Genomic DNA, 13,702 nt, shown 5'->3' with positions numbered 1-13,702 from the left:
ACCCCATCGCGCCGACGCCGCCGCGCCGCCGGGAAGCACACGCACAAGTCCACGACGGGCCGCTCGGACCGCCGTACGAAAGGGAAGTCAATGAGCGTTGAGGTGTACTACGACGACGACGCCGACCTGGGCCTGATCCAGGGCCGCAAGGTCGCCGTGATCGGGTACGGCAGCCAGGGCCACGCCCACGCGCTGTCGCTGCGCGACTCCGGCGTCGACGTGGTGATCGGCCTGCCGACCGGGTCCAAGAGCCGGCCCAAGGCCGAGGAGCAGGGCCTGCGCGTGCTCTCGCCGGCCGAGGCGGCGGCCGAGGCCGAAGTCATCATGATCCTGGCGCCGGACACCGCGCAGCGGACGCTCTACGCCGACGCGATCGCCCCGAACCTGGCCCCCGGCAAGGCGCTCTTCTTCGGCCACGGCTTCAACATCCGGTACGACCTGATCCAGCCCCCGGCCGACGTGGACGTGGCGATGGTCGCCCCGAAGGGCCCCGGCCACCTGGTCCGCCGCCAGTACGTCGACGGCAAGGGCGTGCCCTGCCTGGTCGCCGTCGAGCAGGACGCCACCGGCGGCGCGTTCGCCCTGGCCCTGTCGTACGCGAAGGCGATCGGCGGCACCCGGGCCGGCGCGATCCGCACCACCTTCACCGAGGAGACCGAGACCGACCTCTTCGGCGAGCAGGCGGTGCTCTGCGGTGGTGCGGCGGCGCTGGTGCAGACCGGTTTCGAGGTGCTCACCGAGGCCGGCTACGCCCCCGAGGTGGCCTACTTCGAGTGCCTGCACGAGCTGAAGCTCATCGTCGACCTGATGTACGAGGGCGGCATCGCCCGGATGCGCTACAGCGTCTCCGACACCGCCGAGTACGGCGACCTGTCCCGCGGCCCCCGGGTCATCGACTCGCGGGTCAAGGAGGAGATGCGCAAGATCCTCGGCGAGATCCAGTCCGGCGAGTTCGCCCGCGAGTGGGTCGCCGAGGACGAGGCCGGCCGGCCGAACTTCGCCAAGTGGCGGGCCGAGGGTGCGGCGCACCCGATCGAGGAGACCGGCCAGAAGCTGCGTTCGATGATGAGCTGGGTCGACCGTCCGATCACCGAGACGGCCTGACGCTGCTGCGGCATGGTGACGCGTCCGACGCTCTCCCCGGCGTCGGGCGCGTCACCGTCGCGCGTTCCCTCCCTGTTCAGCCCCGGGACATGTCGGGTTTGTGAGGGCGCTCACCCCCTCGTCCCGGACACGCCGGCCGGCCCACGACCTACGATCCCTGGTAGGTGCGTAGCCGGCACCTGACGGCCATGGCACGGCTCACCGCAGGGCGCAGCGCGGCGTCCACCGCCGCAGCCGACCGCTCTGACGACATCTACGAGGACCGATGACTCCTGTCGTACTGATCGCCGAAGAACTCGCTCCCGCCGCCATCGAGGTGCTCGCGCACGACTTCGACGTCCGCCACGTCGACGGCACCGACCGCCCGGCCCTGCTCTCCGCGCTCTCCGAGGCCGACGCGGTCATCGTGCGCAGCGCCACGCAGATCGACGCCGAGGCGATCGCCGCCGCGCCGCGACTGAAGGTGGTCGCCCGGGCCGGTGTCGGCCTGGACAACGTCGAGGTGCCGGCCGCCACCGCGCGGGGCGTCATGGTCGTCAACGCCCCCACCTCCAACATCGTCTCCGCCGCCGAGCAGGCCGTCGCGCTGCTGCTCGCCGTCGCGCGGAACACCGCAGCCGCCAGCGCCGCGCTCAAGGCGGGGGAGTGGAAGCGGTCCAAGTACACCGGCGTCGAGCTGCAGGGCAAGACCGTCGGCGTGGTGGGCCTCGGCCGCATCGGCGTGCTCTTCGCCCAGCGGATCGCCGCGTTCGGCACCCGGCTGATCGCGTACGACCCGTACATCCAGCCGGCCCGCGCCGCGCAGCTCGGGGTTCGCCTGGTCGGGCTGGAGGAGCTGCTGCGGGAGGCCGACTTCATCTCCATCCACCTGCCGAAGACCCCGGAGACGGTCGGCCTGATCGGCGAGAAGGAGCTGGCGATCGTCAAGCCGGGCGTGCGGATCGTCAACGCCGCCCGCGGTGGCCTGGTCGACGAGCAGGCCCTGGCCGACGCGATCGCCGAGGGTCGGGTCGCCGGCGCCGGCGTCGACGTCTACGCCAAGGAGCCCTGCACCTCCTCGCCGCTGTTCGCCTTCGACAACGTGGTGGCCACCCCGCACCTGGGCGCCTCCACCAACGAGGCGCAGGACAAGGCCGGTCTGGCCGTGGCCAAGAGCGTCAAGCTGGCGCTGCAGGGCGAGTTCGTGCCGGACGCGGTCAACGTGCAGGCCGGCGGCGTCGTCGCCGAGGACGTCCGCCCGCTGCTGCCGCTGGCCGAGAAGCTGGGCCGGGCCTTCACCGCGGTCGCCGGCGGGGTCGCCGCCAACGTCACCGTCGAGGTGCGCGGCGAGATCGTCAACCACGACGTCTCGGTGCTCAAGCTCGCCGCCACCAAGGGCCTCTTCAGCTCGGTGGTCGAGGAGCAGGTCACCTACGTCAACGCGCCGCACCTCGCCGCCGAGCGGGGCGTCGAGGTGACCCTGTCGACGCAGGGCGAGACGGTCGACCACCCCAACCTGGTGACGGTCCGTGGCGCCCTCCCGGACGGGCGTACGGTGAGCGTCTCCGGCACGGTCACCCACGCCGGCACCCGGGACATCATCAAGCTGACCGAGGTGGACGGCTTCGACGTGGAGATCGGCGCGGAGGGCATCCTGCTCTTCCTGCGGTACGCCGACCGCCCGGGCGTGGTCGGCACCGTCGGCACCCTGCTCGGCGAGGCCGGCATCAACATCGCCGCCATGCAGGTGGCCCGTCGGGAGGCCGGCGGCGAGACGCTGATGACCCTCACCGTCGACCAGGCGCTCGGCGCCGACCTGCTCACCTCGGCGGCCGACTCGATCGGCGCCGTGGCGGCCAGCGCGGCCGACCTGCGCGACGAGTAGTCCCTTCAGGACACGTCAGGGGCCCGGCCGTTCGGCTGGGCCCCTGGTCGTCGTGGGGCTGCGGCTGCTCCGCGCCGTGGCGCGCGGGTTCAGGGGCTGACGCGGGCGGGCGGCGGGTAGACCGAGCCGTCCTGGGCGTCGAAGAGCATCAGGTCGTGCTCGCCGGCCAGCCGCTCGATGTCCAGCAGGACCTGGTCCTCGCAGGTGGGGAAGAGGTTCATCTCGACGTGGTCGCCGGCCGCGTGCAGCGGCGTCACCTCCCACGGGGAGTCCGGTCCGCCCGGCCGGTCGGGATAGGCGGCGGTGATCGCCCGATAGAAGGCGACCACCCGGGGGTCGGGATAGCGCTCGCCGTGCCACCCCTGGCGGCACCGTTGCACCGCTGCCCGCACCTCCGCGGGCGTGGCCCCGTTCGGCAGGGCCCACACGCTCAGATCGAAACTCACGGCGGACAGCGTGCCATCCCGGCTGCTCCGCGTCACCCCTGCCCCGCCGCGCGGCGGTGACGCAACGGCAGCGGAGTGGTCGTGACGGTCCGCTGTGGAGACTCTTGCGTCGAGTTGCGTCGATTCGCTAGCGTACCGGTGCGGTCACTGGCTGAGTCCTGGCGTCGGCCCGTCTTCGGGTGACGAGGTCGGACGCCCTGCCGGCCGGCCCGCACCCCTCGATTGCGCGAGCCACGCGCACTCGTCGCTGACCGGCCCCCACGGTCGTTGCCGAGACCGTGGGGGCCGATCGCGGCGATCCCGCCCCGCCGCCCGGGCGGCCGTGATGCGAACCCGGCCGCCGGGATCCGGGTCGGTGCGGTCAGCGCCGCCGGTGGGCGAAGAGCGCGCGATAGTCGGAGCCGGTGCGGAACCAGGCCAGTCCGGCCGGTCCGGCGGCGTACAGGGCGGTGGCGTAGGCGTCGGCGACGGCCAGGTCCGGACCGACCACGGTGGCGGCGACGAGCTGCTCGGCCGGTTCGCCCGTGTGCGGGTCCACCACGTGTCCCTGCCGCCCGGTCACGCCGGAGGTGCCCACCGCGCCCGCCGTCATCTCCAGCACCAGCGGCGGGCGGTGCGCCTCCGTCGGGTGGTGCACCGCGACCCGCCACGGGCCGCCGTGCGCGGCGTGTCCGCGTACGGTGAGGTCGGCGCCGCTGAGCACGGCGTAGTCGTGGATGCCGGCGGCGCGCAACCGGGCCGCGGCCCGCTCCACCGCCCAGCCGCCGAGCAGGCCGCCGGGGTCGAAGCCGCCGGGCACCGCCCAGGCGTCGAACCAGCCGTCGGTGGCGGCCCGCATGGCCGCGCAGCGGTCCACCAGGTCGGCCAGCGGAGGGTACGACTCGGGGGCGATCTCCCCGCGCCGCAACCGGGAGACGAGGCTGTCGGGGCGGGTCGGTCCGTAGGTGAGGTCGACGGCGCGCAGCTCGGCGACGGCGTCCCGCAGCGCGTCCCCGACGCCCCGCCGGCCGAACCACTCGGGCGCGTTGAGCAGCAGCGAGTATTCCGCCGTCGAGGTGCGGACGGTGTGCTGGACGCTGATCCGGTCGCCGCTGGCCGCACCGGCCCGGTCCACCCGGTGGCTGCGGGTGCCGAGCCGCAGGTCGGGACGGCCGCCGCGGAAGGCCGCCTGGTCGACCCAGCGGGTCCGTGGCTGCTCGTCGGTCCACCTGGCCCGTGGCTGCTCGTCGATCCGCATCACACCTGCTCCTTCGCTGACGGTGCCGCAGCACCGCGGCGAAGACCGTCACGGGCCCCCGTGACCCGTTCACCCCCGACCCTAGGCAGCGGAGATGACCGCACCATGAATGCCACCTGGGAGCCTCCTGAGCATCCGGGTTTCCCGGATGTTGGAAGACGCGTACCGGGAGGCGGGACGGCAACGTACCGTTGCGCAGAACGACGAGGTGAGGAGCGCCAGGTGGCACGGATCGCGGTGGTGGCCGGGGACGGTATCGGACCCGAGGTGGTCGCGCAGGCCCGCAAGGTCCTCGACGCCGTGCTCCCCGGGACCGAGGCCACGGAGTACGACCTCGGCGCCGCCCGTTACCACCGCACCGGCGAGGTGCTGCCCGACTCCGTCCTCGACGAGCTGGCCGGGCACGACGCCATCCTGCTGGGCGCGGTCGGCGACCCGACCGTCCCGCCGGGCGTGCTGGAGCGGGGACTGCTGCTCAAGCTCCGGTTCGCCTTCGACCAGTACGTCAACCTCCGCCCGTCCCGGCTCTGGCCCGGGGTGACCGGTCCGCTGGCCACCGTGAAGCCGGGCGAGGTGGACCTGGTGGTGGTCCGCGAGGGCACCGAGGGTCTCTACGCCGGCGCCGGCGGTTCGCTGCACCGGGACACCCCGGCCGAGGTCGCCACCGAGGAGAGCCTGAACACCCGGCACGGCGTCGAGCGGGTGATCCGGGACGCGTTCGCCCGGGCCCGGCGGCGCGAGCGGCGCAAGGTCACCCTGGTGCACAAGACCAACGTGCTGACCCACGCCGGGTCGCTGTGGGCCCGCGCCTTCGACGCGGTCGCCGCCGAGCACCCCGACGTGACGACGGAGTACCAGCACGTCGACGCCGCCGCGATGTTCCTGGTCACCCAGCCCCAGCGGTACGACGTGGTGGTCACCGACAACCTCTTCGGCGACATCCTCACCGACATCGCCGCCGCGGTCACCGGAGGCATCGGGCTGGCCGCCAGTGGCTGCATCAACCCCGAGGGGCGCTACCCGTCCATGTTCGAGCCGGTGCACGGCTCCGCGCCGGACATCGCCGGTAAGGGCGTCGCCGACCCGGTCGCCGCGGTGCTCTCCGCCGCGCTCCTGCTCGACCAGCTCGGGCACGCCGACGCCGCCGCCCGGGTCACCGCCGCCGTCGCCGCCGAGCTGGCCGGGCGCACCCCCGGCGTGCCGCTGCGCACCGAGGAGGTCGGCGACCGGCTCGCCGGGTACGCCGTAGCCTGACCGGCCGGTCCGACGACCCCGGTCCGTACCGCCATCCGGCGTGATCTGTCTGCCGGGGCGGAGCTATCCGCTGAACGACCGTTCGGGGTAAGTTTCTGGCACCAGATCCGGTGTGCGACCCCGCGCACCGGCAACCCGCAGGGAGGTCAGCGCGATGAGCGGTGGTGACAAGCTCGATTTCGAGATCCGTCCGAATCCCGCGCCGGTATCCGCCGCCGATCGGGCCGCCCTGCTGGCCAATCCCGGGTTCGGTCGGGTCTTCACCGACCACATGGTCACCATCCGCTACGCCGAGGGCAAGGGCTGGTACGACGCCCGCGTCGAGGCGCGCGCCCCGATCCCGATGGACCCGGCCAGCGCGGTGCTGCACTACGCGCAGGAGATCTTCGAGGGGCTGAAGGCGTACCGGACCGAGGACGGGTCGGTCACCATGTTCCGGCCGGAGGCCAACGCCGCCCGGTTCATCGCCTCCGCCCAGCGCCTGGCCATGCCGGAGCTGCCGGCGGAGACCTTCGTCGAGTCGCTGCGCCGGCTGGTCGAGATCGACCGCGACTGGATCCCCGAGGGCCCGGACGCCAGCCTCTACCTGCGCCCGTTCATGTTCGCCAGTGAGGTCTTCCTCGGCGTCCGACCGGCCAACGAATACCTCTACTGCGTGATCGCGTCGCCCGCCGGGGCGTACTTCTCCGGTGGGGTCAAGCCGGTGACGGTCTGGGTCTCCCCGGACTACACCCGGGCCGCACCGGGCGGCACCGGCGCGGCCAAGTGCGGCGGCAACTACGCCGCCTCCCTCGCCGCCCAGGCCGAGGCGATCGAGGCGGGCTGCGACCAGGTGGTCTTCCTGGACGCCGTGGAGCGCCGCTTCGTCGACGAGCTGGGCGGCATGAACGTCTTCTTCGTCTACGACGACAACACCCTGGTCACCCCGCCGCTGACCGGCACCATCCTGCCCGGCATCACCCGCGACGCGATCCTCGCCCTGGCCGCCGAGGCCGGTCACCGGGTCGAGGAGCGGCCGATCAGCTTCGCCGACTGGCAGGCCGACGCGGCCAGCGGGCGGCTGCGCGAGGTCTTCGCCTGCGGCACCGCCGCCGTGATCACCCCGATCGGCCGGGTGCGGTTCCCCGACGGCGAGTTCCTCATCGGCGGTGGCGAGCCGGGCCGGTCGACGACGGCGCTGCGGCAGCAGCTGGTCGACATCCAGCGCGGCCGGGCCGCCGACCCGCACGGCTGGGTCCAGCAGGTCCTCTGACCCGTCCCGCCCCGGCCGGTACCGTCCGAGGACGGCGCCGGCCGGACCGCGTCAGTCGAGCAGGTGGTCGCGGAGGGCGGTGAGCTGCGCGTCGGTGACGCCGGCGTGGCGCAGGTAGTCCTCGGCCGAGCCGTACCCGGCACGCAGTTCGGCGAGGAAGAGCGTCATCGCCTCGGCGGGGGAGGCGAGGAAGGGCGGCGGCGGCTCCTCGACCTCCGGGAAGGTGGCGGCCACCCAGGCGCTGAACCGCGCCGACGCCTCGGTGCTGAGGGCGTAGTCGGCGGCGATGTCCTCGTCGGCGACGCCGAGCACGGCGAGGGTGAGCGCGCAGACGATGCCGGTGCGGTCCTTGCCGGCGACGCAGTGCACCACGACCGGCGCGTTGGCGCTGTCGGCGATCAGGCCGACCGCCTCGGCCAGCCCGGCGGTGCCGGTCTCGGCGAGGGCGGCGTACCGGTCGGCGAGGTAGCGGGCCAGGCTCTGGTCCGGGTCGTACGGGATCTGCGCCCAGTCCTGGTGTTCGGGGTGGATGTGGCGGTAGGTGAGCCCGTCGTACGCGGGCACCCGGCCGTCGCGCTCCACCTCGGACGGTCGGCGCAGGTCGATGACGGTGCGCACGCCGAGCGCGCCGAACGCCTCCCGGTCGGCCCCGTCGATCCGGTGCGGGGAGTCGGAGCGGTAGAGCCGTCGCCAGCGGACGGATCGGCCGTCGCGGGCGGGGTAGCCGCCCACGTCCCGGAAGTTGAACAGGTTGGCGAAGGGGATCCGTCGGGTCTCTTCGGTGGCGTCCACCCCGACACGGTAACGGCCGGTGGAGCGGCACTCCACCGGCCGTCGCGCCCCGGTCGACCGGACCGGGTGCGGTCTGCTCAGACCCGGGTCGGGCCGTCCGGCGGCAACGACGACCAGGTCTCGCCGTAGTAGCCGCCCAGCCGGTCCCGGTAGGCCGGGTCGGCGTGGCTCGTCTCGTCGTACTCCGGGGCGGCCTTGATCTGGTCCTTCTCCCGGTCGACGTACACCGTGCGCTCGTCGTGGTCGACGTGGCTGACGGTGCCGGCCGGCAGCATGACCTTCTTGCCGAAGATCCACGGGCCGGTGTCCACCACCAGGTAGCTGTCGTCGACGTCGTGGCTGGCGCTGTCGATCCTGCCGATGCCGCCGTCGGTGGCCTCGACCTTGTAGCCGGTGAGGTCCGCGCTGGCGACCCCGGCCTCGTCCCGGTAGCGCCACGGGTCGAAGGCGCCGGCCGGCGCGCCCCCGGCGACCGCACCGCGGCCGTCGTCGAGCATCGGGTCGGTGCTGCCGTGCGTGCTGTGCGGGTCCAGCCCGTCCATGGGGTGACTCCTGTCCCGACTGTCGTAGTCGTCGCAGCGATGACGTTCCGTGTTGACAGCCACAACTTCTACCCACGGTGTCGGCTTTCACGCCTGGGAACGCCGCGGGGCCGGTGCCGTGATCCGGCACCGGCCCCGCGGGTCGTACGGGTCAGGCGAGCGCGGCCTCGGCGTCGAGCGCCACCGCGGCGGCGTGTACGACGGCGGCGATCCGCAGCCCCTCGTGCACCTGCTCCCGGGTGAAGCCGGCGCCGCGCAGGGTTTTCTCGTGCGACTCCAGGCACACCCCGCAGCCGGTGACCGCCGAGACGGCGAGGCACCAGAGCTCGAAGTCGCCCTTGTCCACGCCCGGCCGGGCGATGATCTGCATCCGCAGCCGGGCCGGCATGGTGGCGTACTGCTCGTCGCCGATCAGGTGCTTGGCCCGGTAGTAGACGTTGTTCATCGCCATGATCGTGGCGGCGCCCTTGGCCGCCTCGACCGCCTCCGGGGTGAGGTGACCGGCCGCCTCGGCGGCGATCTCCCTCAGCACCACCGGGTTACGGGCCGCGACCGCGCACGCCAGGGCGGTGCCCCAGGCCTGCTCGGGCTTGAGCGTCGAGGTGGCGACGGTCGAGCCGAGGTTGAGCTTGATGTCCTTCGCGTACTCGGGGAGGGCGGCCTTGACCGCGTCCAGACCCATCTCAGGCACCGGCGCCGGCGAGCAGGGCGTTGGCGTCCAGGGTCTGGCCGCCCTTGTTCCAGTTGCACGGGCACAGCTCGTCGGTCTGCAGCGCGTCGAGCACCCGCAGCACCTCGGAGACGTTCCGGCCGACGGAGCCGGCGGTCACCATGGCGAACTGGATCTCGTTGTCCGGGTCGACGATGAAGGTGGCCCGCTGGGCGACGCCGTCCTCGCCGAGCACGCCGCAGTCGGCGGTCAGCTCGCGCTTGATGTCGCTGAGCATCGGGAAGGGCAGGTCGCGCAGGTCCGGGTGGTCCTTGCGCCACGCGTAGTGGACGAACTCGTTGTCCACCGACACGCCCAGCACCTGGGCGTCCCGGTCGGCGAACTCGCCGTTGAGCCGACCGAACTCGGCGATCTCCGTCGGGCAGATGAAGGTGAAGTCCTTCGGCCAGAAGAAGACCACCCGCCACTTGCCCTCGTAGGACTTGTGGTTGATCGTCTCGAACGCCTTGTCGGCGTCGAGCGACACGCAGGCGGTGAGTTCGTACTCGGGGAAGCGGTCACCGACAGTGAGCACAGGTCCTCCTTGACAGCGGCTCGTCAGCGGCGCGGGGGCCGTTAACTGGATCGGTTCCAGATACTTCCGCAGCGCGGTTTCCGCCGGTCGGCGGTCGGTCGACTTGTGAAGTCGATCACCAGCACCGGGTCTGGTCAGCCGGTCGGGCGGCGGCCACGCTCCGTCACCGTCCCGACATGTGGATTGTGCCTCCCAAAACCGGGGGCGGGGTGGCAGAGTGCTGAGCGTGACCAGCACCGTCCTGATTATTGGCAGCTAGCGCGCCGGCCTTCCCTCTCGCCGAGCGCGCAGACCTCCCGCATCCCGCGGGGGGTCTTTTTGTTGCCCCGCAGCTCCCCGCAGGTTCGAGAAGAGGACCCAGATGACCTTCCAGGTGTACGACACGACGCTGCGCGACGGTGCCCAGCGCGAGGGGCTCACCTACTCGGTGGTCGACAAGCTCGCCGTGGCGCGCCTGCTCGACGAGTTCGGCGTCGGCTTCATCGAGGGCGGCTGGCCGGGCGCGGTGCCCAAGGACACCGAGTTCTTCCGCCGGGCGCGGACCGAACTTCGGCTGCGGCACGCGATCCTGGTCGCCTTCGGCGCCACCCGCAAGGCCGGCGTGGCCGTCGCCGCCGACCCGCAGGTGCGCGGACTGCTCGACGCGCAGACCCCGGCGGTCGCCCTGGTCGCCAAGGCCGACATCCGGCACGTCGAGCGGGCGCTGCGCACCACCGGCGCGGAGAACCTGGCGATGGTCCACGACACGGTGGCGCACCTGGTCGCCGAGGGCCGCCGGGTCTTCGTCGACGGCGAGCACTTCTTCGACGGCTACCGGCACGACCCGGCGTACACCGCCTCGGTGGTGGAGACCGCGCTCGCCGCGGGCGCGGAGCGGTTCGTGCTCTGCGACACCAACGGCGGCATGCTGCCCTCGCAGATCACCGCCGCCATCGCCGACGTCACCGCGCGGACCGGCGTCGCCCCCGAAGTGCTCGGCATCCACTGCCAGAACGACACGGCCTGCGCGGTGGCCAACACCATCGCCGCCGTGGAGGCCGGTGTCCGGCACGTCCAGGGCACCGCCAACGGGTACGGCGAGCGTCCCGGCAACGCCGACATCTTCGCCGTCGTCGCCAACCTCCAGCTCAAGCTCGGGCTGCCCGTCCTACCGGACGGCTGCCTGGAACAGATGGTGCGGGTCTCGCACGCCATCGCCGAGATCGCCAACATCGCCCCCGACACCCACCAGGCGTACGCCGGGGCCGCCGCCTTCGCCCACAAGGCGGGGCTGCACGCGAGCGCGATCAAGGTCGACCCGTTGCTCTACAACCACGTGGACCCGTCGGTGGTGGGCAACGACATGCGGATCCTGGTGACCGAGATGGCCGGCCGGGCCAGCGTCGAGCTCAAGAGTCGTGAGCTGGGCGTGGACCTGGCCGGCCATCCGGAGGCCCTGTCCCGGGTCACCAACCGGGTCAAGGAACTGGAGGCCGGTGGCTGGTCGTTCGAGGCCGCCGACGCCTCGTTCGAGCTGCTGGTCCGCGCCGAGCTGCCGGAGCGCGCGGCGGTGCGGCCGTTCGCGCTGGAGTCCTACCGGGTGATCGTCGAGCACCGGGAGGACGGCGCGGTGGTCTCCGAGGCCACCGTGAAGATCCGGGTACGCGGCGAGCGGGTGATCGCCACCGCCGAGGGGAACGGCCCGGTCAACGCCCTCGACGAGGCGCTGCGGGTCGGGCTGACCCGGCACTACCCCGAGCTGCGCGACTTCGAGCTGGCCGACTACAAGGTCCGCATCCTGGAGGGCAGCCACGGCACGGGTGCGGTCACCCGGGTACTGGTCGAGACGGCCGGCGCCGGTCGGGACTGGACGACGGTCGGCGTCCACCCCAACGTGGTCGAGGCGTCCTGGCACGCCCTCGTCGACGCCCTCACCTACGGCCTGGACCGCGCCCGCGTCTGAGCCCCCGCCCCCTGCCCGCCGGGGCGGGCGTAGGTGGCGAGGATCAGCCGGGCGGTAGGCGCAGGTCGGCCAGGACGGCGCGGTGGTCGCTGCCGGGGACCGGGTGCACCTCGACCGAGCGGACGGCGATCCGGCGGTCGGTCAGGACGTGGTCGATGGTGACCGGCGGGATCGGGTCGCCGTCGTACGGGCCCCAGGTGCCGGTGAGCCCGGCGCCGACCGCGTCGGCGGCGTCCACGTATCCCGTGTGGATCAGGTCGCGCAGCGGGGCGTGGTCGAGGGTGGCGTTGAAGTCCCCGGCCAGGATGCTCAGCCGGCCATCGGGGGTGGCGTGCGGCTGCGCCCGCAGGTCGGTCCACCACTCGTCCACGACGTCGAGCGCGTACGGGGCGGCCGGGTGCGCCGACTCCACCCGCAGCGGCGGCGCGCCCGGCACCGCGACCGTGCCGTACGCCTGGGTGAACGCGAACCCCTGGTTGCGCCGTACCCCCGCCGCGCTGATCGGGAACCGGGCGTAGAGGCCGGAGCCGGTGGTGCCGACCTCCGGGTTGAGCCGACGGTAGGGCAGCAGGGTGGCCAGCCCGAGCCGGTCCAGCTCGGCCGCGATCCCCGGGGTGAACTCCTGCACGGTCAGCACGTCGACCCGGTGGGCGCGGACCAGGTCGACGAGGGTGCGCGGGTCGGCCTGGCCCTTGAGCAGGTTGGCGGTGAGCAGGCGCAGCGCCGGCCCGGTGCCCGCCGGTCCGCCGGACGCCAGGGCGCGGGGAACCACCACGCCGATCAACGCGAACGCGGTCAGGGCCGCGACGACCGCGGGCAGGCGGCGCCGCAGGGCGACCGCCAGCATCAGCGGCAGCAGCGTCCAGGCCGCGACGTACGGGGTGAAGGCGACCGCCTGCACGAGCGGTCCCCGTTCCAGCCCCGCCAGTCGGACGACCGCCCAGGCCGCGCCGGGCGCGACGACCAGCCAGCAGGCCACCGTCGCGCCGGTGCGGGCCCGGGTGCCGGCCGGCCGCCCCGCGATCTGCGTCTCCACGGCGGTCACCGTACCGGCCGCAGCGTCTGCGGCGGTGCCCCGTCGCGCCCGGGAGGCAATTATGCGAATGGTCGACGGCTCATGTTTCGCAATTCTCGGTTAATTGCGGAAAGCTGTCGCCGAGCCGTTGTTGAGTATTGACCGTCCACTTTTTTCGGTGCTACCTTCCAACCTGGCTGGGCGTCGCGACTCTGGGTAGTAACCCCAGCTCAAGCCGGGTGCGATACGGCAATGTGTGAACGAATGGGTGCGTGTCCAAAGCAGATTCCCCGATGATCTGCTCCTCCCGCGCCCGGCTCTCGTGCGGCATCAACCGGCCCGTGACGACGCGGGTCGGCCGTTTCACCACGGTCACAAGAGGGAGACCTGTCATGGCCACACTTCTCAGTCGTAAGGCGGCGGCGGTAGCGCTCGGCGCCCTTACTCTCACCCTGGCCGGCGGAGGCATCGCCGCCGCCGCGCAGCCGGCGACGAAGGCCCCCGTCCAGGCCGTCCAGCCGGCGGTCCGGCAGCCCGGCGGCCAGCCCCCGGTGACGGCGGCCTCGGCCCGCCAGGCCCGGGCGGCGATGGCCACCACCCTCGCCGCGCCGGCGCCCGGCGCGGTGGCCTGGGCCGTGGTCAGCGCCAACGGGGTGCTGCTCCAGCACTCGCCCAACGTCGTCTCGGCCCAGCGCTTCACCTGCTGCGGCGCCGGTCAGTACGAGGTCATCCTCAACTACGACGTGCACCTGAAGGCGCACGCCGCGACGATCGGCACCAACGACCCGGCCAACGTCCCGCCGGGGGGTGAGGTCTCGGTCGCGCCCCGCTACCTGACCCCGAACGGCGTCTTCATCCAGACCCGCAGCTCGGGTGGCTCCGCGGCGGACCGGCCGTTCCACCTGATCGTCGCGAACTGACCGTCGCGTACACCGTGCCGGCCCCCGCCCCGGCGGGGGCCGGTGCCGTCCGGCCGTCGGACCGGGGCGTGCTCCGGCACCTCGCGGGTC

13 protein-coding genes are annotated in these 13,702 nt (G+C 73.0%); 6 read left to right on the top strand and 7 right to left on the bottom strand.

The window, feature by feature from the left end; translation table 11 throughout:
• The first annotated feature begins 90 nt into the window (after positions 1–90).
• Together ilvC and serA are read left to right on the top strand one after the other, a co-directional pair.
• Positions 91–1,104: a ketol-acid reductoisomerase gene (gene ilvC, locus ABUL08_RS17030; RefSeq protein ID WP_350930894.1), complete on the top strand. Its 1,014-nt coding sequence runs from the start codon at positions 91–93 to the stop codon at positions 1,102–1,104.
• 265 nt (positions 1,105–1,369) lie between these two features.
• Positions 1,370–2,968, top strand: a complete 1,599-nt coding sequence (gene serA, locus ABUL08_RS17025; RefSeq protein WP_350930893.1) for a phosphoglycerate dehydrogenase — start codon at positions 1,370–1,372, stop codon at positions 2,966–2,968.
• An 89-nt stretch (positions 2,969–3,057) separates the two neighbouring features.
• Here the strand turns inward: serA and ABUL08_RS17020 are convergent, their stop codons facing one another.
• Together ABUL08_RS17020 and ABUL08_RS17015 are read right to left on the bottom strand one after the other, a co-directional pair.
• Complete coding sequence (locus tag ABUL08_RS17020; protein WP_350930892.1) at positions 3,058–3,414, bottom strand: hypothetical protein; 357 nt, start codon at positions 3,412–3,414, stop codon at positions 3,058–3,060.
• Between the two features lie 361 nt (positions 3,415–3,775).
• Positions 3,776–4,651, bottom strand: coding sequence for an FAD:protein FMN transferase (locus tag ABUL08_RS17015; RefSeq protein ID WP_350930891.1), 876 nt, complete (start codon positions 4,649–4,651; stop codon positions 3,776–3,778).
• A 222-nt stretch (positions 4,652–4,873) separates the two neighbouring features.
• On the opposite strand from ABUL08_RS17015, the gene ABUL08_RS17010 reads away from it, so the two are divergent.
• On the top strand, positions 4,874–5,905 hold the full coding sequence (locus ABUL08_RS17010) for a 3-isopropylmalate dehydrogenase (RefSeq protein ID WP_350930890.1): 1,032 nt from the start codon (positions 4,874–4,876) through the stop codon (positions 5,903–5,905).
• Positions 5,906–6,059: 154 nt separating this feature from the next.
• Entirely contained in the window at positions 6,060–7,157 is a 1,098-nt protein-coding gene (locus tag ABUL08_RS17005; RefSeq protein ID WP_350930889.1) for a branched-chain amino acid aminotransferase, read from the top strand.
• 51 nt (positions 7,158–7,208) lie between these two features.
• Here the strand turns inward: ABUL08_RS17005 and ABUL08_RS17000 are convergent, their stop codons facing one another.
• The 4 genes from ABUL08_RS17000 to ABUL08_RS16985 form a co-directional block, all read right to left on the bottom strand.
• Positions 7,209–7,949 carry a tyrosine-protein phosphatase gene (locus tag ABUL08_RS17000; RefSeq protein WP_350930888.1) on the bottom strand — a complete coding sequence of 247 codons (741 nt, stop codon included), beginning with the start codon at positions 7,947–7,949 and terminating at the stop codon, positions 7,209–7,211.
• 77 nt (positions 7,950–8,026) lie between these two features.
• On the bottom strand, positions 8,027–8,446 hold the full coding sequence (locus ABUL08_RS16995) for a PRC-barrel domain containing protein (RefSeq protein ID WP_350938678.1): 420 nt from the start codon (positions 8,444–8,446) through the stop codon (positions 8,027–8,029).
• Positions 8,447–8,642: 196 nt separating this feature from the next.
• A complete protein-coding gene (locus tag ABUL08_RS16990; protein WP_350930887.1) occupies positions 8,643–9,173 on the bottom strand; it encodes a carboxymuconolactone decarboxylase family protein in 531 nt (176 codons plus the stop codon).
• Between the two features lies 1 nt (position 9,174).
• Positions 9,175–9,735 (bottom strand): peroxiredoxin, encoded by a 561-nt coding sequence (locus tag ABUL08_RS16985; RefSeq protein WP_242797529.1) that lies wholly within the window; start codon positions 9,733–9,735, stop codon positions 9,175–9,177.
• 361 nt (positions 9,736–10,096) lie between these two features.
• Here ABUL08_RS16985 and cimA point away from each other — a divergent pair, with 361 nt between their 5' ends.
• Positions 10,097–11,677, top strand: a complete 1,581-nt coding sequence (gene cimA / locus ABUL08_RS16980) for a citramalate synthase (RefSeq protein ID WP_350930886.1) — start codon at positions 10,097–10,099, stop codon at positions 11,675–11,677.
• Positions 11,678–11,720: 43 nt separating this feature from the next.
• Here the strand turns inward: cimA and ABUL08_RS16975 are convergent, their stop codons facing one another.
• Positions 11,721–12,656, bottom strand: a complete 936-nt coding sequence (locus tag ABUL08_RS16975) for an endonuclease/exonuclease/phosphatase family protein (protein ID WP_350938676.1) — start codon at positions 12,654–12,656, stop codon at positions 11,721–11,723.
• Between the two features lie 428 nt (positions 12,657–13,084).
• Between ABUL08_RS16975 and ABUL08_RS16970 the strand changes: the two genes are divergently transcribed.
• On the top strand, positions 13,085–13,612 hold the full coding sequence (locus ABUL08_RS16970; protein ID WP_350930885.1) for a hypothetical protein: 528 nt from the start codon (positions 13,085–13,087) through the stop codon (positions 13,610–13,612).
• The last annotated feature ends 90 nt before the right edge of the window (positions 13,613–13,702 follow it).

It is taken from the genome of Micromonospora sp. CCTCC AA 2012012 (genome assembly GCF_040499845.1).
Classification (GTDB): domain Bacteria; phylum Actinomycetota; class Actinomycetes; order Mycobacteriales; family Micromonosporaceae; genus Micromonospora; species Micromonospora mangrovi.
This window is presented reverse-complemented; position numbering and strand designations above follow the sequence as displayed.

Bases quoted from the DNA above. Each gene is read 5' to 3' on its own strand.
- ABUL08_RS17005 (WP_350930889.1), top strand. From the start codon at position 6,060: ATGAGCGGTGGTGACAAGCTCGATTTCGAGATCCGTCCGAATCCCGCG.
- ABUL08_RS16990 (WP_350930887.1), bottom strand. From the start codon at position 9,173: ATGGGTCTGGACGCGGTCAAGGCCGCCCTCCCCGAGTACGCGAAGGAC.
- ABUL08_RS16970 (WP_350930885.1), top strand. From the start codon at position 13,085: ATGGCCACACTTCTCAGTCGTAAGGCGGCGGCGGTAGCGCTCGGCGCC.
- ABUL08_RS16995 (WP_350938678.1), bottom strand. From the start codon at position 8,446: ATGCTCGACGACGGCCGCGGTGCGGTCGCCGGGGGCGCGCCGGCCGGC.
- serA (WP_350930893.1), top strand. From the start codon at position 1,370: ATGACTCCTGTCGTACTGATCGCCGAAGAACTCGCTCCCGCCGCCATC.
- ilvC (WP_350930894.1), top strand. From the start codon at position 91: ATGAGCGTTGAGGTGTACTACGACGACGACGCCGACCTGGGCCTGATC.
- cimA (WP_350930886.1), top strand. From the start codon at position 10,097: ATGACCTTCCAGGTGTACGACACGACGCTGCGCGACGGTGCCCAGCGC.
- ABUL08_RS17015 (WP_350930891.1), bottom strand. From the start codon at position 4,651: ATGCGGATCGACGAGCAGCCACGGGCCAGGTGGACCGACGAGCAGCCA.